Below are 20,806 nucleotides of genomic sequence, written 5' to 3' on the forward strand. Positions count from 1 at the left end.
GGGGGTCCCGGCGAGGGGGGGGGCGGGGGGCTGGGCGGGGGGATGGGGGCCCGGGGGCCCCCCCCCCCCCGCGGGGGGGGGGGGGGGGGGCCCCGGGCGGCGGGGCCGGGGGGGCCCGTCGCGCGATCGCCTGAGCAGCCGGCGCGGCCGGGCGCTCAGCCCTTGACGGCGCCGATCATGACGCCGGAGCTGAAGTGCTTCTGCACGAAGGGGTAGACCAGCAGCACCGGCACGATGGCGATGACGGCCACGGCCATCTGCACCGCCAGGCTGGCGACCTGCCCGGAGCCGACGTCGACGGCGCCGGGCACGTCCACCCCCTGCAGCACGAAGGAGCGCAGGACCACCTGCAGCGGCTGCTTGGTCGCGTCGTTGATGTACAGGGTCGCCTGGAAGAAGGAGTTCCAGTACCCCACCGCGTAGAACAGCGCGATGACGGCGGTGACGGCCTTGGACATCGGCAGCACGATCTGCACCAGGATCCGCCAGTCGCCGGCGCCGTCGATGCGGGCGGAGTCGATGAGGGAGGCGTCGATCCCGGTGAAGAAGCCGCGCAGCAGCAGGACGTTGAACGCCGAGACGGCCGTGGGCAGGATCAGCGACCAGTAGCTGTCGATCAGGCCCAGGTTGCTCACCAGCAGGTAGGTCGGGATCATCCCGGCCCCGAAGAACATGGTGATGAGCAGGGTGAACAGGACCACCCGGTGCCCGTAGGAGCCCGGGCGGGAGAGCCCGTAGGCGCCCAGCACCGAGACCACCATGCTCACGGCGGTGCCGACGGTGGTGATGCCCACGCTCACCAGCACCGCGCGGGTGACCACGCCGCCGCTGAGGACCTGCCGGTACGCCTCCAGCGTCAGCTCGCCGGGCACCAGCACCAGGCCGCCGGCCCTCGTGATCGTGGCCTGCGTGGACAGGCTGGTCAGCAGCACCGTGTACAGCGGCACGAGCACGGCTGCGCAGATCAGCACCAGCGCCAGGCCCTTGAGGCCCTTGCCCGCCGCGCTGGGCTCCTCGTCCCACACGGGCCGGGCCGAGCTGCGCGCGCGCAGCCGCTCCTGCGGGACCGGCCCGAGGCCGTTGACGTCCTCCGGGGCGTTCTGGTTCGTGACGCTCATCGCTTGGAGTACACCCCCTGCTCGCCGAACACGTGCGCGACCTTGTTGGCGGCCAGCACCAGGACCAGGCTGACCACGCCCTTGACCAGACCGGCGGCCGCCGCGTAGCTCCAGTCGCCGTTGCGCACGCCGCGGTAGTAGACGAACGTGTCCAGGACCTCGGCCACGCCCTGCCCGACCGCGTCGCGCTGCAGGATGAGCTGCTCGAAGCCGACGGTGAGCGCGTCGCCCAGGCGCAGGATGAGCAGCAGCACGATGACGGGCTTGAGCGCCGGCAGCGTGATGTGCCACATGCGCCGCCAGCGGTTGGCGCCGTCCATGGCCGCGGCCTCGTACAGCGAGGGGTCCACCGCCGCCAGCGCCGCGAGGAACACGATGATCCCCCACCCGGCGTCCTTCCACACCGCCTGGGAGGTGATGAGGAAGAGGAACGTGTCGGGGTTGGTGACGATCTCGACGCCGGAGAACCCGGCGGCCTCCAGCAGCCGGTTCAGCAGCCCGGCGCCGCCGAGGATCTGCTGGAAGATCGACACCACCAGCACCCAGGAGAAGAAGTGCGGCAGGTAGACGATCGACTGCACGGTCACGCGCACCCGGGAGCTGAGCACGCTGTTGAGCAGCAGCGCCAGCGCGATGGGGACCGGGAAGAAGAAGACGAGCTGGAACAGCGTGATGACGAGGGTGTTGCGCACCGCCGACCAGAACGCGGGGTCGGTGAAGACGCGCTCGAAGTTGTACCAGCCGACGAACGGGCTGGCGCGGATGCCGGTGAACGGCGAGTAGTCCTGCCAGGCGATGACGTTGCCGGCGATGGGGACGTACGCGAACACCAGCAGCAGCGCCACCATCGGCAGGCACATGAGCAGCAGGCTGCGGTCGCGTCGCAGCCGCGCCAGGTGCCCCGTGCGCGTCTTGGGCGTGCGGCGCACCCGGGGCGGGCGGGCTTGCTCGGCCCGCTCGCCCGGGCGCTCCACCCGGGTGCCGGAGGCCACGGTCAGCTCGCCGCCTCGTCGCCGGTGAGGAACTTCTCGCGGTAGGCGCGCAGCTCGTCGCCTCCGCTGCTGCGCCAGTTCTTCACCGCGGCGTCCAGCTCGGAGACGTCGCTGCGCCCGCGGATGATGTCCTTGGCCAGGTCCTCGAACGGCTTGCCCAGGGAGCTGAACTGGCTGGGGTCCTGGATCTGCTGGCCGTAGAAGACCGGCTCGACCACGTGCGGGGCCTGCCGCGCCATCCAGTCGCAGAAGTCGCGCACGTACTGCGGGAACTGCACCTTGGCGTTGACGATGGGCGGGCTGACGAGGAAGCCGTAGGTGGAGGTGACCTCGGTGCCGCCGCGCTCGTTGAGAGCCGGCGCCCCGGCGGCGTCGCGCTCGAAGGTCACGCCCTCGACGCCGTAGTTGACGAGCTGGAACTCCTCCGAGCCGAACGGGGAGGCGATGTAGTCCGCGATCGCGAGCATCTCCTCGACCGCCGCGGTGTCGTCGGTCTTCTTGATGAAGCTGAAGATGTTGACCGGCGCGCCCTTGTACAGGGTCGGCGCGCCGCCGTCGGGGGCGAACCAGTCCATCGGCTGCTGGTCGTACGACGGGTTGGAGGGCAGGACCCGGGTCAGGGCCTCGTGCCAGCCGCCGAGGCCGTCGGCGGAGATGACGGTCTGCCCGGCCTCGAAGCGGTCCTTGGCCTGCTGGGTGTTGCCGGCCACGGCGTCGGGGTGCACGGCGCCGGAGGCGAAGAGCTCGCGCATGAACTCGATGGCCTGGCGGTACTGCGGGCTCTCGAACCGGCTGACGAGGTTGCCGTCCTGCACCGTCCAGTCGGTGCAGCCGAAGAGCAGCTGCGCACCGTCCCAGATGTCCTCGCAGCCCCAGCGGCGGGCGGCCGGGTCGGTGGCGTCCTTGGCCACCTGCAGCAGCTCGTCCGCGCTGGTGGGCGCGGCCAGGCCGAGCTGGCCGAAGACGTCGCGGCGGTAGAACAGCGCGTTGCCGACCAGCTCACCGGGGTAGGGCAGGCCGTAGATGCGCCCGTTGAAGGTGCAGTACTTCCACGCGTCGGTGGGGATGTTCGCCAGGTTGGGGTACTTGAGCACCTCGTCGCCGGCGATGAAGTCGGTGAGGTCGGTGAACAGCGCGGAGACGCCCTGCTGGAAGCGCGGGGGGATGTTCCAGCTGGGGATGACGACCCAGTCCGGCACGTCCTTGGGCGAGGCGAGGACCGCCTGGAGCTTGTCGGCGTACGTGTTGCCGTCGGCGATCTGGAAGTCCAGCGTCGCGCCCAGCGCCTCGTTGACGGCCTGGAAGTAGGCGTTGTCCTCCGCGCCGGGCGGGGTGGTCCACCACGCCGGGCTCATGACGGTGTAGGTGCCGCCCTTGCCGGGCACGCCCTCGACGGCCTTGACGAGCAAGGCCGGCATCGTGGTGTAACCGGGGGTGGAGCCGTCGACGCCGGGGATGTCCGGCTCGGCCAGGGTCAGCGGCTGGTAGGTCGGCATGATCGCGGCGAAGTCCGCCTCGGTCATGGGCCCGTCGTCCTGCTGGGCCCCGGCCTCGCGCGAGGTGCACGCCGCCAGCCCGCCGGGCAGCGCGGCCAGCGCGGCGCCGGCGACGGCGGTGCCCAGCAGGGAGCGCCGGGCCGGGCCACCGCGGTGCTCGCGGTCCGGCGCGGCGGCCGGTCGGGGGTGCTGCTCCATCGTGTCCACACTCCTTCATGTCGGACGTCGATCAGCGCGGGCGCGGTGCCGCGTCCTCGCGACGGTGGCCTCGTTGCCGGTCGAAGCGCTTCGATCGATGGCCACCGTACGTCGGTCACCGCCCGTTGACAAGGAGTCCGGGCGAGTCCGCGACCGCGGGCCGGGAGCGCCCGCGGATCCGCCCGGAACCCGGGCGGATCGCCCGTGGGCGCCCGGCGGGTCCCGGAACGCCCCCGGAAACCCGGGCGGTGCTGGTGGTCGCCCGTCCGAGCGGCTAGCGTGCAAGCGCTTCGACGCGAAGGGACCGACGATGACCCTGCCGTTCCGCAACCCCCGCCTGCCGGTGCGCGAGCGCGTGGACGACCTGCTGGACCGCCTCACCTCCGCCGAGCGGCTGGCGCTGCTGCACCAGCACGCCCCGGCGGTGCCCCGGCTGGGGCTGGCCGCCTTCCGCACCGGCACCGAGGCCGCGCACGGCGTGGCCTGGCTGGGCGCGGCGACGGTGTTCCCGCAGCCGGTGGGCCTGGCCGCGAGCTGGGACGCCGAGCTGCTGCGCCGGGTGGGCCGCGCCGTGGGCCGGGAGGTGCGCGCCAAGCGGCTGGCCGACCCGACGGTCAGCCTCAACGTGTGGTCGCCGGTGGTGAACCCGCTGCGCCACCCGCTGTGGGGGCGCAACGAGGAGGGGTTCAGCGAGGACCCGCACCTGACCGCCGAGCTGGCCACCGGCTACTGCGCCGGCCTGCGCGGGGACCACCCCCGCGTGTGGCAGACCGTTCCCACCCTCAAGCACTTCCTCGCCTACGGCAACGAGTCCTGGCGGGCGACGTCCTCCTCGCAGCTGCGCGAGCGCGTCCTGCACGAGCACGAGCTGCCGGCGTTCCGCGGCCCGGTCGAGGCCGGCGTCGCCGGGGCGGCGATGCTCTCGTACAACCTCGTCGACGGGGTGCCCGCCCACGTCAGCCCCCTGGTGCGCGAGCACCTGCGCGCCTGGGTGGACGACCCCGACGGCCTGGCAGTCGTCACCGACGCCGGCGCGCCGGGCAACCTCGTGCGCGCCGAGCGCTGGGCGCCGGACCTGGCCGCCGCCGACGCCGCCGCCCTGCGCGCGGGCGTGGACTGCTTCACCGACGACGGCGACGACCCCGGCCCCACGCTGCGGGCGCTGGGCTCGGCGCTGGAGCGGGGCCTGGCCACCTGGGACGACGTCGACGCCGCCGCCCGGCGCCTGCTGACGCTGCGCGTGCGCACCGGCGAGCTGGACGAGCCGGGCGCTGCCCCGGACGGGGAGGAGCCGGCGTACGCGGACGTGCGCGCCGAGGACGTCGGCCGCCCCGAGCACGTGGCCCTGGCCCGCGAGGCGGTCGCGGCCGGCGCGGTGCTGCTGCGCAACCGCGGCGGCCTGCTGCCGCTGCCGCGCACCGGGACCGTCGCGGTCGTCGGGCCGCTGGCCGACGCGGTGCTCACCGACTGGTACAGCGGCACGCCCACCGCGAGCACCTCCCTGGTCGCCGCGCTGCGCGCGCGCCTGGGCGGGGACGCGGTGCGCACCGCCGACGGCAGCGACCGCGTCAGCCTGCGCCACACCGCCTCCGACCGCTTCGTCACCGTCGCCGCCGACGGCGCCCTGCTGGCCGCGGCGGGCACCGCGGACGAGGACGCGCGCTTCGACCTCGCCGAGCCGGCCGACGGCGTGGTGACGCTGCGGCACGCCGTCAGCGGCCGGCTGGTCACCCGCGGGGACGGCGCGCTGACCGCCACCGCCGAGCGGGTCGGCGGCTGGGTCGTGCAGGAGACGTTCCGCGTGCACGCCGAGGGCGGCACCTGCGCGCTGCTGCACGTGGGCACCGGCCGCTGGGTCGCGGTCGACCCCACCACGGGCGCGCTGGTGCCCGAGGCCGCCGAGCTCTCGGGGGCCGCGCGGTTCGTGCTGCGCACCCACCGCGCCGGGACCGCCGCCGCCGTGGAGGCCGCCGCCGGCGCCGACCACGTCCTGGTCGTGACCGGCAACGAGCCGCACGTGGCCGGCCGCGAGACCGAGGACCGCGCCACGCTGGCGCTGCCGCACGCGAGCGCCGAGCTCGTGCGCGCCGTGCGGGAGGTGGCGCCGCACGCGGTGCTCGTGCTGGTCTCCTCCTACCCGTACGCCCTGGGCGGCCTGCTCGACGAGCTCGGCGCGGTGGTGTGGTCCTCGCACGCCGGGCAGCAGCTCGGCGAGGGCCTGGCCGACGTGCTGCTGGGCGAGGTGGAACCCTCCGGCCGGCTGCCGCAGACGTGGTTCCGCGACGACGCCGACCTGCCGGGCCTGCTCGACTACGACGCCCTCACCGCCCGCTCCGGGTACGCCTGGGCCGAGCGCGGCGTGCAGTTCCCCCTCGGCCACGGCCTGGGCTACGGCGCGGTGACCTACGGCGCGGTGCGCTCGTCCACCGCCACCGCCACCGCCACCACCGCCGCCGCCGACGGGTCCGGGCAGGAGGTGCTGGTGCGCGTGGAGCTGGAGGGCGACCCCGAGCGCGCCGTCGCCGAGCTGGTGCAGGTGTACGCCACCGCCCCGCACCTGGCGGTGCCGTTCCCGCGCCGGCGCCTGGTGGCGCACCGGCGGGTGCGGGTGGAGCCCGGCGCCCGCGCGAGCGTGGAGCTGCGCGTGCCGGTGGAGCGGCTGGCCGTGCGGGACGTGGCGCGCGGGGTGACCGCCGTGCTGCCGGGCACCTACCACCTGCTGGTGGGCTCCTCCGCGGAGGACGTGCGCGCCGAGCTGGCCCTGGAGGTCGCCGGGGAGGCGCCCGCGCCGCGCGAACCGGTGCGCGCCGGCGCGTTCGACGCCTGCGAGGGCGTGGAGCTGGTGCCGCGCGAGGGCCCGGGGACCACCGGGCGCACCGCGGTGCGCGCCGCCCTGCCCGGCTCGGGCGGGTGGCTGGAGTTCACCGGCTGCGTCGCGGCCGGGGTGGCCGCGCTGCGCTGCTGCGCGCGCGGTGCGCGCGGCGGGCAGGAGCTCGCGGTGCGGGTGCGGGGGGCCTCGGGGGCGTGGCTGCCCGCGGGCCGCGCAGTGCTGCCGGCCGGCGCCTGGGGCGAGGTGGACGTGCCGCTGCACCTGCCGGCGGCCGGGCGCTGCGACCTGCGCGTGGAGCTGCCGGCGGGGGCGCTGCTGGACGAGCTGGAGCTGGTGCGCTCGCCCGGCGCCTGAGCGCCGCGGCCGGCCGGTGGTCGTGGACCCCCTCGTCCACGACCACCGGTCCGCCGCTCACACCAGCCGGCTGGCCTCGACCAGCGTCCGGCGCAGCACGTCCTCCATCTCGTCGAACTCCGCCTGCCCGCAGGTCAGCGCGGGCGCGACCTGCACGACGGGCTCGCCGCGGTCGTCGGGCCGGGCGTACAGGCCGTTGGCGAACAGCTGCGAGGGCAGGAACTGCTTGATGAGCGTCTCGCGCTCGGCGGGCCCGAACGTCTCCTTCGTGGCCTTGTCCTTGACCAGCTCGATCGCCCAGAAGTACCCGTCGCCGCGCACGTCGCCGACGATGTCCAGGTCGAGCAGCTTGCGCAGGGTGTCCCCCAGCGCCTGCTCGTTGTCCAGCACGCGCTGGTTCAGGCCCTCGCGCTCGAAGATGTCGAGGTTGGCCAGCGACACCGCCGCGGAGACCGGGTGCCCGGCGAAGGTGTACCCGTGGGGGAAGAAGTTCTTCCCCTCCAGGAACGGCTCCATGAGGCGGTCGGTGGCGATCATCGCGCCGATGGGCCCGTAGCCGGAGCTCATGCCCTTGGCGCAGGTGATGATGTCGGGCTGGTAGCCGAACTTCTCGCAGGCGAACATCGTGCCGTGCCGGCCGAAGGCGCAGATCACCTCGTCGGAGACCAGCAGCACGTCGTGGCGGTCGCAGATCTCGCGCACGCGCTGGAAGTACCCCGGCGGCGGGGTGAAGCAGCCGCCGGAGTTCTGCACCGGTTCCAGCACGACGGCCGCCACCGTCTCGGGGCCCTCGAAGAGGATGGCCTCCTCGATGCGGTCGGCGGCCCAGCGGCCGAACTCCACCGGGTCGGTGGGCGCGCCCATCCGCTCGGCGCGGTAGACGTTCGTGTTGGGGACGCGGAAACCGCCGGGGGTCAGCGGCTCGAACGCCTGCTTCATCGCCGGCAGGCCGGTGATGGCCAGCGCCCCCTGCGGCGTGCCGTGGTAGGCGGTCGCGCGGGAGATGACCTTGTGCTTCATCGGCTTGCCGGTGAGCTTGAAGAACTGCTTGGCCAGCTTCCAGGCGCTCTCGACGGCCTCGCCGCCGCCGGTGGTGAAGAACACCCGGTTCAGCTCGCCCGGTGCGCAGGAGGCCAGGCGCTCGGCGAGGCGGACCGCCGGCTCGGTGGCGTAGCCCCACACCGGGAAGTAGGCCAGCTGCTCGGCCTGCTTGGCCATGACCTCGGCGAGCTCGGCGCGCCCGTGCCCGACCTGCACCACGAACAGCCCCGACAGCCCGTCCAGGACCCGGCGGCCGGTGGAGTCCCACAGGTGCGCGCCCTCGCCCTTGACGATCACGGGGGCGGGGCGGTCCCGGTAGGCGCCCATGCGCGAGAAGTGCATCCACAGGTGGTCGCGCGCGGCGGCGTCCAGCCCGCCGGGCTCGGCCCCCGGCGCGCTCGCGGCCTGCTCGGTGACGGTCACGACCGGTCCCCTCTCCCTCGGCTGCCCGGACACCCCCAGCGTGCTCGCCCGCGGCCCGCGGGCCAAGCGACGGAACGTCGGCGCACCGGCCGCGGCGCCGACGCCGCGTCGGCCGCGCGGCTACCCTCCGGGCGTGGAGCCGACCGTCGCCGACGTCCTCGCGCTGCCCGTGCTGGCCGCGGGCGCGCCGCGGGTGCTGGTGGGCGGGGCGGGCCTGGCGGCGCCGGTGCGCTGGGTGCACGTCAGCGAGCAGTTCGAGGTGGCCGGCACCCTGGGCGGCGGGGAGCTGCTGCTGTCCACGGGGATGGGGCTGCTGGACGCCCGCTTCGACGCCCGGCGCTACCTGGCCACGCTCACCGGCGCGGGCGCGGTGGGCCTGGTGGTCGAGCTGGGCCAGCACGTGCGCGCCCTGCCGCGCGAGCTGGTGCGCGCCGCGGCCGCGGCGGGCTTCCCGCTGGTGGAGCTGCACGCCAGCGTGCGCTTCGTCGAGGTCACCGAGCAGGTGCACGCGCGCATCCTCGACGAGCAGCACGAGCGGCTGCGCTTCTCCGAGCGCGTGCACCGCGAGTTCGCCCCCATGGGCGCCGGCGGGGCGGGGCTGGAGGAGGTCGTGCAGCGCGCGGCCGCCCTGACCGGCCGGGTCGTGGTGCTGGAGGACCTGGGCCACCGCGCGGTGGCGTTCGCCGGCGGGGGCGCCGCGCAGGTGCTGCTGGACTGGACGGCGCGCTCGCGGGCGGCCCCGGCGGCCGGCGGCGGCGGGCCGGAGGGCTGGCTGAGCGCGCCCGTCGGCCCGGTGGGGCGGCGCTGGGGCCGGCTGGTGCTGCCCGCGCCCGGCCGGGAGGGCGAGCGGTGCGCGCTGGTGCTGGAGCGCGCCGCGGAGACCCTCACGGTGGTGCGGCTGCTCGAGGGCGCGGCCGCCGGCGGCGCGGCGCGGGGCCCGGCGGTGGCGCGCCGGGCGCACGACGACCTGCTGCGCGACCTGCTGCGCGGCCGGCGCGGCGACGAGGCGGAGCTGCGCGCCCGGGCCCGCGCGCTCGGGCTGGTGCTGCGCGGGGCGTTCGCGCCCCTGGCGGTGCACGTGCCCGAGGGGGCGGAGGAGGAGGTCGTGGCCACCGCGCCGCGCGCGCTGCGCGGCGCCGCGCTGGCGGGCCTGGCGGGGGTGCTGCGCCCGCGCGTGGTGGGGGTGCTGGTGAGCGCGCCGGCCGCCGCCCTGGCCGGCGACGCGCCGGCGCGGCTGGGCCGGGCGCTGGCCGAGGGCGCGCCGGGCGGGCCCGGGGCGCTGACCCTGGGCGCCGCGCCGGTGGCCGGCACGCTCGCCGCGGCCGGCGAGGGGCTGGTGGAGGCCGCCCACGTCGCGGAGGTGGCGGCCTCGCTGCCGCACCGGCGCCCCGGCGCGGTGCACCGCGCCGCCGACCTGGGCGCGCGCGGGCTGCTGTGGCGGCTGCGCGAGGACCCGCGGCTGCACTCGTGGGTGGAGGCGCAGCTGGCGCCGCTGCTGGGCGCCCCGGACGGTGGGCGGCAGCTGGAGCTGCTGCGCGGGCACCTGGAGGCCGGCGGGTCGATGACGCGGCTGGCGGCGCGGCTGGGGCTGAGCCGGCCGGCCGCGTACGGGCGGGTGGAGCGGCTGCGCGAGCGCCTGGGCCGGGACCTGGACGACCCGGAGGAGCGCCTGGCCCTGCACCTGGCGCTGCTGGCGCGCGAGCTGGGCGGCGCGGACGGCGGGTCCGGGGGCGGGTCCGGGGGCGGGCCGAGGCGCGCGGAGGAAGGCTGAGCCGTGCCGAGCAGCGCCGAGCAGCGCCGCGGGGGGCCGGATCGGCGCACCCGCGCGGTCACGGTCGGTTCACGCCCGCTTCACGCCCGGTGCCCCGGGTTCTGCTTGACGGTCCCTGTGCGGCTGCCTAGAGTCCGGCTCACCGATACCGGAACTCTTCCGGAACCTGGCGATGAAGCCGAGGAGACACGCATGCGTCGTGCACGCAGCCCCCGCACCACCGTCCGCGCCGCCCGGGTCGCCACCGCGCTCGCGGTCGTGCCCCTGAGCCTGGCCGCCGTCGTCGCCCCCGCCGCCGCGCAGGCGCCGACCGCCGACCGCGCCGGCACCGACCGCGCCGCCACCGAGCGCGCGCGCCACGACCGCGGCGACCGCCACGACCGCGACACCCTGCGCTCGGCCGCGCCGCGGGGCTTCCGCATCGGCACCGCCGTCGCCGGCGGCGGGCACCACGAGGAGCAGGACTACGCGGACCCGTTCGCGTACGACGTGGAGTACCGCCAGGTCATGGCCCGCGAGTTCAGCTCGCTGTCGGCCGAGAACCAGATGAAGTGGGAGTACATCCACCCCAGCCGGGACTTCTACAACTTCTACCCGGCCGACGCGATCGTCCGCTACGCCAAGGAGAACCGCCAGGTCGTGCGCGGGCACACCCTCCTGTGGCACAGCCAGAACCCGCAGTGGCTCATCGATGCCGAGCCCACCCTGAGCGACGCGGAGCTGGAGGGCATCCTCAAGGAGCACATCCAGAAGGTCGTCGGCCGCTACGCGGGCCAGATCCAGCAGTGGGACGTCGCCAACGAGATCTTCCTCGAGGACGGCACCCTGCGCACCGAGGAGAACCTCTGGATCCGGCGCCTGGGCGAGGACGTCATCGCCAAGGCGTTCCGCTGGGCGCACGAGGCGGACCCGAAGGCGAAGCTGTTCTTCAACGACTACGGCGTGGAGAGCATCAACCCCAAGAGCAACGCCTACTACGAGCTCATCCAGGACCTCAAGGCCCAGGGCGTGCCGGTCGACGGCTTCGCCCCGCAGAGCCACCTGAGCACGGACTACGGCTTCCCCGGCGACCTGCAGGCGAACCTGCAGCGCTTCGCCGACCTCGGCCTGGAGACCGCGATCACCGAGCTGGACGTCCGCATCACCCTGGAGGAGGGCGAGGACGAGCCGACGGCCGCGCAGCAGGCCCAGCAGGCCGACTACTACCAGCGGGCGCTGGACGCCTGCCTGGGCGTGAGGACCTGCAACTCGTTCACCATCTGGGGCTTCACCGACAAGTACTCCTGGGTGCCGGTGTTCTTCCCGAACCAGGGCTCGGCCACCGTCATGACCGAGGACTACGAGCGCAAGCCCGCCTACCACGCCCTGCAGGACAGCCTGCGGGACGCGCGCCGCCACCGCTGACCGGGGCGACACCCGGGGCGGGCCCGCTGCGACTACCGTTCGCCTCGTGCCCGCCCCGAACACCCGTCAGGTGACGATCACCGAGATCGCCCGCGAAGCGGGCGTCTCGGTGCCCACCGTCTCCCGCGTCGTCAACGGCCGCGACGACGTGTCCGCGGCCACGCGGGAGAAGGTGGAGGCGCTGCTGCGCCACCACGGCTACCGGGTGCAGCGCGCGCCGCGGCGCTCGCGCGCCTTCCTGATCGACCTCGTCTTCGACGACCTGGACTCCCCGTGGGCCGTGGAGATCATCCGCGGCGTCGAGGACGTCGCGCACGCCGCCGGCGCCGGCACGGTCGTCTCCGCCGTGCACGGGCGCACCGACTCCGCCGAGGCGTGGCTGCAGAACCTGCACCGGCGCGCCAGCGACGGCGTGCTGCTGGTGACCTCGCAGCTGCAGGAGGACCTCGGCCCGGCGCTGCGGGAGAGCTCGGTGCCGCTGGTCGTGGTGGACCCGGCCGGGCAGCCGCCGCTGGACGCCCCGAGCGTGGGCGCGACGAACTGGGCCGGCGGGATGGCCGCCGCGGCGCACCTGGTGCAGCTCGGGCACCGGCGGGTCGCGCACGTCGGCGGCCCCTCCCGGTTGCTGTGCAGCCGCGCGCGCCTGGACGGGCACCGGGCCGGGCTGGAGGCCGCCGGGCTGGTGCTGGACCCGGGGCTGGTGCGCGAGGGCGACTTCCGGCAGGCGTCGGGGCTGCGGGCCGCGCAGGAGCTGCTGGACCTGGCCGACCCGCCGACCGCGGTCTTCGCCGCCAGCGACCAGATGGCGCTGGGCGTGTACGAGGCGGTGCGCCGGCACGGGCTGCGGGTGCCCGAGGACCTCAGCGTCGTCGGCTTCGACGACCTGGAGCTGGCCACCTGGGCCTCGCCGCCGCTGACGACGGTGCGCCAGCCGCTGGCGGAGATGGGCGGCACCGCGGCGCGCACCCTGCTGGAGCTGGCCGACGGCCGGGAGGTGCCGCACCCGCGCGTGGAGCTGGCGACGACCCTCGTGGTGCGCGACTCCACCGCCCCGCCACGGTCCACCACTCTCAGTCACCACAAGTAAGCTCTCAGTGTGCTGGACCGACGACGCGAGCACCAGACGCTGCTCGAGGTGACGACCCTGTCGCTGCGCCACGGCCAGGACCTGCGCGCGATCCTGCACGACGCCACCGTGGCGGCCACCGACGTCACCGGCGCCCAGTTCGGGGCGTTCTTCTACCACGACCGCGACGAGCACGGCGACCGCCTGGACCTGCTCACCGTCGCCGGCGCCGCCGCCGGCGCCTTCCCCACCACCGCCCCGGTGCGCAACACCCCCCTGTTCGCCCCCACCTTCGAGGGCGGCGCCCCCGTGCGCATCGACGACGTCCTCACCGACGAGCGCTTCGGGCGCGGCAGCACCCGCGGGATGCCCCAGGGCCACGTGCCCGTGCGCAGCTACCTCGCCGTGCCCGTCACCTCCACCGGCGGCCGCGTCCTGGGCGCCCTGCTCTTCGGCCACGGCGAGCCCGGCCGCTTCGACGAGGAGGCCGAGGCCGTCGCCCTGTCCGCCGCCCGCGGGGCCGCCATCGCCGTCGACAACGCCCTGCTGCTCGGCGCCCAGCTCGCCGCCCGCCAGCTCGCCGAGGAGCGCGGCGCCGCCGCCGAGGCCGCCGCCGTGCGCACCGCGCTGCTGCAGTCCATCACCGCGCTGCTGTCCACCAGCGCCACCACCGCCGACATCACCGCCTGCGTCCCGCGCGCCGTCGCCGAGACCGCCGGCTGCACCTCCGCCGCCCTCTACCTCGCCGACCGCTCCCGCGACGTGCTCGTCGGGCACGGCCACCCGCCCGCGCCGCCCGAGCTGGCCGCGACCCTGCGCACCCTCGACCCCGCCGGCGACGAGTGCGTCGCCCGCGCCGTGCGCACCGGCCGCCCCGTCGTGGTGCGCGACGCGGTCGCCGAACCCCTCGGCGACCCCGCCGTGGTGCTGCCGTGGCCGACGCTGTCCACCATCGCCGTGCCGCTGGTGGACCGCGCCGGCACCGCCCTGGGCGCCCTCGTCGTCAACCGCGACACCGTCGGCCCCGGCGAGGACGACGTCGAGCTGTTCGTCAGCGTCGCCGCCCAGGTCGCCCTCGCCCTCGAGCGCGCCCAGCTCCTGGACGCCGAGCGCGCCGCCCGCGAGAACCTCGCCCAGTCCGTCAGCGCCCTCACCGAGCTCGCCCGCACGCTGCAGCGCGGCCTGCTGCCGCGGCGGCTGCCCGCCCTGGAGCGCGTCGACGTCGCCGTGCGCTACCAGCCCGCCGTCGTGGGCGCCGAGGTCGGCGGCGACTGGTACGACGCCGTCGCCCTCGACGACGGCGTCGTGTTCGTCATCGGCGACGTGCAGGGCCACAACACCACCGCCGCCGGGCTCATGGGGCAGCTGCGCACCGCCGTGCGCGCCTACCTCACCGAGGGCCACGGCCCCGCGGCCGCCCTGGAGCGCACCAACCGGCTGCTCGCCGACCAGACCGAGGAGCTGTTCGCCACCTGCTGCCTGGTGCGCCTGGACCAGGGCTCGGGCACCGTCACCGTCGCCACCGCCGGGCACCCCGCCCCCCTGGCCGCCGACGAGCGCGGCCTGCGCGAGCTCACCGCCGAACCCGGCCCGCCCCTGGGCGTGGACCCCTCGGCCGCCTTCCCCGCCTCCACGCACCGCTTGCGCGGGCGCAGCCGCGTCGTGCTCTACACCGACGGCGTGGTCGAGTCGCGCGCCGACCAGCTCGAGGGCGGCGGGGAGGCGCTGCGGCGCACCGTGTGGCGCACCACCACCGACGAGCCCGACATCAGCTGCGAGCAGCTCGCCGACCGCATCACCGCGAACATCCCGCACCGCCTCGACGACGACGCCGCCATGCTCGTCCTGGAGTACCGCGGCCCCAGCGCCCAGCTCGAGGAGGCGGCGCTGCCCCTGCCCGGCGACGTGCGCGCCGTCGCCCAGGCCCGCGCGTTCCTGCGCACCGCCCTGAGCGCCTGGGGGGCCGAGGTGCTCCTCGACGAGGCCGAGCTCGTGCTCAGCGAGCTCGTCACCAACGCCCTGGTGCACACCGACGCCCCCGGCGGCGTCCTGCTGCGCTACGACCGCGGCGCCCGGCGGCTGACGGTCAACGTGCACGACCGCTCCACCCGCCACCCCCTGGAGCGCCACGCCGGCCCCGACGCCCTCGGCGGGCGCGGCCTCGGCATCGTCGAGGCCGTCGCCGACGAGTGGGGCGTCTCCGTCGCCGGCGACGGCAAGACCGTGTGGGCCGAGCTGGCCGTGGAGGAGGGCGCCTGAGGGCCGCCCCGGAGCCGCCGGGCCCGGAGGGGTTCGGCCGGCGCGTCCCCGGGGTACTCCCCCAGGACACGTCCCCGCGACCCGCGTACGACCCCGCGCCACGCTGGAGGTTCCCCGTGCCCGACCTGAGCACCGAAGAGCGAGCCGTCCTGGAGCACCTGCGCACCTGGTACCGGACCCACCGCGGCGCGCTGCGCGCCGAGGAGGTCGCCGCCGCCACCGGCCTGCCCACCGCCGCGGTCTGCGCCGCCGCCGGCGTCCTGGAGGTGGCGGCCGGCGTGCGCACCTACCACCGACCCCCCGACGCGCCGCACCGGCGCGAGGGCACCGCCGAGCCCGTCGAGGTCCTCTTCCTCGACGCCCCGCCCCCGCCGCGCCGCGTCATCGACCTCACCCGCGGCCTCGCCGTCGCGGAGGAGCCGACCGGGCGCTGAGGGGCGCCCTCCGCCCCGCCCCCACCACGACGGGGTCCCCGGGAACCCCCGGGGACCCCGGTTCACACCACCGCGCGCACCGGAGCCCGCAGCAGCTCCCCGCGCGGGGCGCCGGCGAGGTCGACGCGCTCGCCGCGCCGCCACGTGGAGCGCACGGCGCCGGTCAGGGCGCGGCCGTCGTAGGGGGTGACGGCGTTGCGGTGCAGCAGGTCCGTGGCGCGCACCGTCCACGCCTGCTCGGGGGCGAAGACCGCGAGGTCGGCGACGCGGCCGGGGGCCAGGCGGCCGCGGTCGGCCAGGCCGACCAGGTCCGCGGTCGCGCGGGACATCCACGACACCACCTGCGCCAGCGGCACCCCCCGCTCGCGCGCGGCGGTCCACACCACCGGCAGGCCGATCTGCACGGAGGCGATGCCGCCCCAGGCGGCGCCGAAGTCGCCGGTGTCCAGGCGCTTGAGGTCCGCGGTGCACGGGGAGTGGTCGGAGACGACGCAGTCGATGGTGCCGTCGAGCAGGCCCGCCCACAGCGCGTCCTGCTCGGCGCGGTCGCGGATCGGGGGGCAGCACTTGAACGGGGTGGCCCCGTCGGGCACGTGGGCGGCGTCCAGCGCGAGGTAGTGCGGGCACGTCTCGGCGGTCAGGCGCGCGCCGGCGGCCCGGGCGGCGGCGACCTCGGCCAGGCCCACCGCGGAGGACAGGTGCACGACGTGGGCGCGCGCACCGGTGCGCAGCGCGGCCCGCGCGACGGCGCGCACCGCGGCGGCCTCGGCCGAGGGCGGGCGCGAGGCGACGAAGTCGGCGAACACGGGCCCGCCGGGCCCGGTGGCGGCGGCGATGCCCTCGGCGTCCTCGGCGTGCACGAGGAGCAGGCCGTCGGCGGCGGCCAGGCGCGTCATGGCCTCCTCCAGGCCGGCGGGGTCCAGCGGCGGGAACTCCGGCACCCCGGAGTCCAGCAGGAAGCACTTGGCGCCGAACGCCCCGGCCCGCAGCAGCGGCACCAGCGCGTCGGCGTTGCCGGGCACGGCCCCGCCCCAGAACCCCACGTCGACGGCGCACTGCCCGGCCGCAGCGGCCCGCTTGACCTCCAGGGCCGCGGGGTCGAGCGTGGCGGGGACGCTGTTCAGCGGCATGTCGACGATCGTGGTGACGCCGCCGGCGGCGGCGGCGCGGGTGGCTGAGGCGAAACCCTCCCACTCGGTGCGGCCGGGCTCGTTGACGTGGACGTGGGTGTCCACCAGGCCGGGCAGCAGCACCTCGTCGTCGGCGAGGACGAGTTCGCGCGCGGCGTCCCAGGCGGCGCCGCGCGTGGCCAGGCCGGTGATGCGCCCGGCGCGCACGCCGAGGGAGACGGGCCGCTCGGCGCCGTCGACGACGGCCCGCGCCGCCCGCACCACCAGGTCCACCGGGCCGGCCGCCCAACCCGCGGAACCCGCGGAACCCGCCGGACCCTCTGCGCCGTCCACGCTCACGCGTCCTCCTCGCTCGTCGTCGCGCCGGCGCCGTCCGCGCCCGCGCCGGTCCTGCGCCTCGCCCGCCGCAGCGGCGCCGGCGGCGCCGGCGGGGCGAACTCCCTGCCCCGCACGCGGGCGGAGAGGTTCTCCTGGTGCGCGGCGGCCTCGGCCAGCAGCGCGGCGGCGTCGCCGGCGGCGAACGCGGCCAGCATCGCGCCGTGCTCGGCGTGCAGGCGCGCCGCCTCCTGCGCGCCGAGGTCCTCCATGGGCCGGTAGGGGTCGGTGAGGTCCCAGACGCGGTCGAACACCGCCAGCAGGCGCGGCATCCCCGACGGGCGCGTCAGCGCCGCGTGGAAGGCGCGCGAGGCGCGGTGGTACTCGCGCTCGTCGCCGTCGCGCACGGCCCGCTGCAGCGCCTCGTGGGCCAGCGCCGCGGCCGCGACGTCCTCGTCGGCGACGTGCCGCACCGCCACGGCCAGCGCCGCCAGCTCCAGGGCGCCGCGCACGGAGTACAGCTCGGCCAGCTCGCCGTCGGCCAGCAGCGTCACCGTGTACCCGCGCCGCAGGCGGTGCTCCACCAGCCCCTCGCCCACGAGCGTCATGAGGGCCTCGCGCACCGGGATGCGGCTGACGTCGTGCTCGGCGGCCAGGACGTCGACCTCCAGCACCGACCCCGGCGGCACGACGCCCTCGACGATGTCGCGGCGGATCGCGTCCAGCACGGGACGCGCGCTAGGGGCGCCCACCGGCGCCGGGTACCGCCCCACCCGACCGACCTCCCGCGTCGCGCGCCGCGGGGGCCGGCCACGGCCACCCCCGCACCTCCTTGGCCCGCGGCGCAGCGTAGCTGCGCACCTTCGAGGTGCCCAGGCCCAGGGCCACCAGGGACTCCGCCAGGCGCACCGCGGCCGCCACGCCGTCCACGACCGGCACCGGCAGGGCGTCGCGCACGGCCCCGTGCAGCCCGGCCATGCCCGCGCAGCCGAGGACGACGACCTCCGCGCCGTCCTCCTCCACGCACCGCAGGGCCTGCGCGACGAACGCCTTGGCGGTGACCTCCGGGTCGGCCTCCAGCTCCAGCACCGGCAGGTCCACGCTGCGCACGCCCGAGCAGCGCCGCTCCAGCCCCGCCAGCAGCAGCCGGTCGCGGATGGCGGGGGCGGTGCGGTCCAGGGAGGTGACCACCCCGTAGGTGCGCCCGAGCAGGCAGGCGGTGTGCGCGGCGGCCTCGGTGATGTCGACGACCGGGACGTCGAGCACGTCCTGCAGCGCCTCGCGGCCGACCTCGCCGAAACCGGCGTGCACGACGGCGTCGTAGCGCCCCTCGTGGGTGAGCACCGCGTCGAGCACGCCCACGGCGGACAGGTGGCTCTCCACGTTGGACTCCACCGACGCCGGGCCGAACCGCGGGGTCAGGGCGACCACCGCGGTGCCCGGCGCAGCGGCCGCGAGGGCGCTGCGCCGGATCACCTCGGTGACGGACGCCGTGGTGTTGACGTTCACCACGAGGAGCGTGGGGCCCTCCGCGCTCACCGGCGCTCCGGCTGCGGAGCGGGCTGGGGGATGGAGTTGCGCAGCGCCAGGTAGCCCAGGAACGCCACGCCGGCGCCGATGAACCAGCTGAACGAGGCGGCGGTGCTGCTGCCGGCGAACACCACGGCCATCGCCACGACCGCGCCGGCCGCGGTGGTGCCCACCGCCACCGGGTTCCAGCCCTTGACGTAGTGGTACGTGCCCCGCGGGTCCATCGTGTAGAGGTCGTCGACGACGACCACGCGCTTCTTCACCAGGTAGTGGTCGGCGATGAGGACGCCGTACAGCGGGCCGATGAACGCGCCCAGGGTGTCCAGCGTGTAGTGGATCGTCTCGGGCGAGTTGTACAGGTTCCACGGGGTGATGAGCACGGAGCCGACCGCGGCGATCATCCCGCCCGCGCGCCAGCTGATGCGCTGCGGCGCCACGTGGGAGAAGTCGAACGCCGGGGAGACGAAGTTCGCCACGATGTTGATGCCGATGGTGGCGATGATGAACGTCAGGCAGCCGATGACGGCGGCGGTGACGCTGTCGATGCGGTAGACGGTCTCCACCGGGTCGGTGATGAGCTCGCCGTACACCGGGACGGTGGCCGAGGCGGTCACCACGCACAGCACCGCGAACACCAGGAAGTTCACCGGCAGGCCCAGGAAGTTGCCCTTCTTCACCGCGGCCATGCTGCGCCCGTAGCGGGCGAAGTCGCCGTAGTTGAGCATCGGGCCGGAGAAGTACGAGACCACCAGGGCGATCGCGCTGACCATGACGCCGACGGCGGCCAGGCCGGTGTGCTCCACGGTCCCCAGGTTCAGCGAGACGTTCGAGAACCCGGCCTTCGCCACGAGGTAGCCGGCCAGGGCGAACATGACGACGTACACGGCCGGGCCGCAGAAGTCGATGAACCTGCGGATGGCCTCCATGCCGCGCCAGAACACCAGCGCCTGCAGCACCCACATCGTCCCGTAGGCGGCCCAGCCGATCGTGCTCAGCCCCAGGAACCCGTGCTGGTCGACGTCGGCGTACGGCGCCCACGACGGCGACAGCTTCAGCGCCAGCAGCACCAGGGCGTTGGAGGCCAGGTACGTCTGGATGCCGTACCAGGCGACCGCGATCACGCCGCGGATCACGGCGGGCACGTTCGCGCCCAGCACGCCGAACGCGGTGCGCGCGGCCACCGGGTACGGCACCCCCGTCGCCTGGCTGGGCCGGGCGACGAGGTTGCACAGGAAGTACACGATGACGATGCCCACCACGAGGGCGACGAGCACCTGCCAGGCCGCCAGGCCCAGCGCGAACAGGCTGCCGGCGGTGACGTAGCCGCCGACGCTGTGCACGTCGGACATCCAGAACGCGAAGAAGTTGTACGACCCCCAGCGCTGCTCGCGCAGCGGGGCGAGGTCGGGGTTCGTCAGGCGCGGGTGGTACCCGGCCTTGACGACGCCGTCGCCGGCGAGGTGGTGCCCGGTGACCGCCGGGGCGTCGACCGCGGCACGTGTCACGTCTGTCATGGCTGCTCCAGCGGGTGCGGTCCGAGGGGGCCGCGTCCGGCGCGGGAGCGCAGCGGTCGCGGTGCGCACCACGCTAGGGACGCCAGGTTTCCACCACGTAACCCCGCGGATATATCCGCGTCACCGCCGGAGCGCGCCCCGGGCCGCGCCCGGCGGGCCCGGGGTCCACCATGGGCCCATGCGCATCACCCGCTACGGGCACAGCTGCCTGCTCGTCGAGACCGCCCGCGCCCGCGTCCTGCTGGACCCCGGCGTCTTCAGCCGCGGCTGGGAGGAGCTGGGCGACCTGGACGCCGTCCTGGTCACCCACCAGCACCCCGACCACGTCGACGTCGAGAAGCTGCCGCAGCTGCTGGAGTCCGACGACGGCGCCGCGCTGCACGCCGAGCCGGAGACGGCCGCCGCGCTGCGCGGGGCGGGCATCGACGCCGCCGCGCTGCACGCCGGCTCCTCCCTGACGGTCGGGGACCTGACGGTGGAGGCCGTCGGCGGCGAGCACGCCGTCATCCACGCCGACGTCCCGCGCGTGGGCAACGTCGGGCTGCTGCTGCGCGCCGAGGGCGAGCCGACGCTCTTCCACCCGGGCGACACCTACGCCGTGGCGCCGGCCGGCGTGGACGTGCTCGCGCTGCCGCTGAGCGCCCCGTGGGCCGCGAGCAAGGAGATGATCGACTTCGTGCGCGCCGTGCGCGCGGGCACCGGCTTCGCCATCCACGACGCGCTGCTCTCGCCGATCGGCCTGGGCCTGTACTCCGGCCAGGCCGCGAACCTCGGCGGCCTGGAGCTGCGCCCGCTCGAGCACGGCGCGCCCACCGACTTCTGACCCGCCCGCCCCTCCCCCGCGCCTCCTCGAACCCCCGGGCCGGCACCGGAGCCCCCCTCCCGCGGTGATCAAGGAAGTTGCCACTTCCTCGATCACCGCGGGGGAAGG

At 75.9% G+C, this 20,806-nt stretch carries 15 protein-coding genes; 7 read left to right on the forward strand and 8 right to left on the reverse strand.

Going from position 1 to position 20,806, the window contains the following annotated elements:
• Positions 1-155 precede the first annotated feature (155 nt).
• From ACRYR7_RS16275 to ACRYR7_RS16285, 3 genes are read right to left on the reverse strand one after another with little or no spacing between them, the layout of a single operon-like run.
• Entirely contained in the window at positions 156-1,118 is a 963-nt protein-coding gene (locus tag ACRYR7_RS16275; protein WP_432573154.1) for a carbohydrate ABC transporter permease, read from the reverse strand.
• Positions 1,115-2,110, reverse strand: a complete 996-nt coding sequence (locus ACRYR7_RS16280; RefSeq protein WP_432573155.1) for an ABC transporter permease — start codon at positions 2,108-2,110, stop codon at positions 1,115-1,117. The genes ACRYR7_RS16275 and ACRYR7_RS16280 overlap by 4 nt, the downstream gene beginning before the upstream one ends.
• A gap of 2 nt (positions 2,111-2,112) precedes the next feature.
• The gene (locus ACRYR7_RS16285; protein ID WP_432573156.1) at positions 2,113-3,804 is read right to left on the reverse strand and encodes an extracellular solute-binding protein; all 1,692 of its coding nucleotides are present in this window, start codon (positions 3,802-3,804) and stop codon (positions 2,113-2,115) included.
• Positions 3,805-4,114: 310 nt separating this feature from the next.
• Here ACRYR7_RS16285 and ACRYR7_RS16290 point away from each other — a divergent pair, with 310 nt between their 5' ends.
• Positions 4,115-6,988 carry a beta-glucosidase family protein gene (locus ACRYR7_RS16290; RefSeq protein ID WP_432573157.1) on the forward strand — a complete coding sequence of 958 codons (2,874 nt, stop codon included), beginning with the start codon at positions 4,115-4,117 and terminating at the stop codon, positions 6,986-6,988.
• A gap of 57 nt (positions 6,989-7,045) precedes the next feature.
• Here ACRYR7_RS16290 and ACRYR7_RS16295 read toward each other — a convergent pair whose 3' ends face one another.
• The gene (locus tag ACRYR7_RS16295) at positions 7,046-8,452 is read right to left on the reverse strand and encodes an aspartate aminotransferase family protein (RefSeq protein WP_432573158.1); all 1,407 of its coding nucleotides are present in this window, start codon (positions 8,450-8,452) and stop codon (positions 7,046-7,048) included.
• A 133-nt stretch (positions 8,453-8,585) separates the two neighbouring features.
• Here ACRYR7_RS16295 and ACRYR7_RS16300 point away from each other — a divergent pair, with 133 nt between their 5' ends.
• The 5 genes from ACRYR7_RS16300 (at position 8,586) to ACRYR7_RS16320 (ending at position 15,386) form a co-directional block, all read left to right on the forward strand.
• On the forward strand, positions 8,586-10,223 hold the full coding sequence (locus ACRYR7_RS16300; RefSeq protein ID WP_432573159.1) for a PucR family transcriptional regulator: 1,638 nt from the start codon (positions 8,586-8,588) through the stop codon (positions 10,221-10,223).
• A 192-nt stretch (positions 10,224-10,415) separates the two neighbouring features.
• The gene (locus ACRYR7_RS16305; protein WP_432573160.1) at positions 10,416-11,627 is read left to right on the forward strand and encodes an endo-1,4-beta-xylanase; all 1,212 of its coding nucleotides are present in this window, start codon (positions 10,416-10,418) and stop codon (positions 11,625-11,627) included.
• A 46-nt stretch (positions 11,628-11,673) separates the two neighbouring features.
• Positions 11,674-12,714 carry a LacI family DNA-binding transcriptional regulator gene (locus ACRYR7_RS16310; RefSeq protein ID WP_432573161.1) on the forward strand — a complete coding sequence of 347 codons (1,041 nt, stop codon included), beginning with the start codon at positions 11,674-11,676 and terminating at the stop codon, positions 12,712-12,714.
• 9 nt (positions 12,715-12,723) lie between these two features.
• Entirely contained in the window at positions 12,724-14,952 is a 2,229-nt protein-coding gene (locus ACRYR7_RS16315) for a SpoIIE family protein phosphatase (RefSeq protein WP_432573162.1), read from the forward strand.
• 116 nt (positions 14,953-15,068) lie between these two features.
• Positions 15,069-15,386 carry a hypothetical protein gene (locus tag ACRYR7_RS16320; protein ID WP_432573163.1) on the forward strand — a complete coding sequence of 106 codons (318 nt, stop codon included), beginning with the start codon at positions 15,069-15,071 and terminating at the stop codon, positions 15,384-15,386.
• A 62-nt stretch (positions 15,387-15,448) separates the two neighbouring features.
• On the opposite strand, the gene allB is transcribed toward ACRYR7_RS16320, so the two are convergent.
• The 4 genes from allB to ACRYR7_RS16340 are packed head-to-tail and all read right to left on the reverse strand — an operon-like array spanning position 15,449 to position 19,875.
• Positions 15,449-16,849: an allantoinase AllB gene (gene allB, locus ACRYR7_RS16325; protein ID WP_432573168.1), complete on the reverse strand. Its 1,401-nt coding sequence runs from the start codon at positions 16,847-16,849 to the stop codon at positions 15,449-15,451.
• 2 nt (positions 16,850-16,851) lie between these two features.
• Positions 16,852-17,559: a GntR family transcriptional regulator gene (locus ACRYR7_RS16330; protein ID WP_432573164.1), complete on the reverse strand. Its 708-nt coding sequence runs from the start codon at positions 17,557-17,559 to the stop codon at positions 16,852-16,854.
• A gap of 10 nt (positions 17,560-17,569) precedes the next feature.
• On the reverse strand, positions 17,570-18,370 hold the full coding sequence (locus ACRYR7_RS16335) for an aspartate/glutamate racemase family protein (protein ID WP_432573165.1): 801 nt from the start codon (positions 18,368-18,370) through the stop codon (positions 17,570-17,572).
• Positions 18,367-19,875 carry an NCS1 family nucleobase:cation symporter-1 gene (locus ACRYR7_RS16340; RefSeq protein WP_432573166.1) on the reverse strand — a complete coding sequence of 503 codons (1,509 nt, stop codon included), beginning with the start codon at positions 19,873-19,875 and terminating at the stop codon, positions 18,367-18,369. The genes ACRYR7_RS16335 and ACRYR7_RS16340 overlap by 4 nt, the downstream gene beginning before the upstream one ends.
• 178 nt (positions 19,876-20,053) lie before the next feature.
• On the opposite strand from ACRYR7_RS16340, the gene ACRYR7_RS16345 reads away from it, so the two are divergent.
• On the forward strand, positions 20,054-20,698 hold the full coding sequence (locus tag ACRYR7_RS16345; protein ID WP_432573167.1) for an MBL fold metallo-hydrolase: 645 nt from the start codon (positions 20,054-20,056) through the stop codon (positions 20,696-20,698).
• Positions 20,699-20,806 lie beyond the last annotated feature (108 nt).

Source organism: Kineococcus gurbantunggutensis (assembly GCF_050871925.1).
Lineage (GTDB): Bacteria > Actinomycetota > Actinomycetes > Actinomycetales > Kineococcaceae > Kineococcus.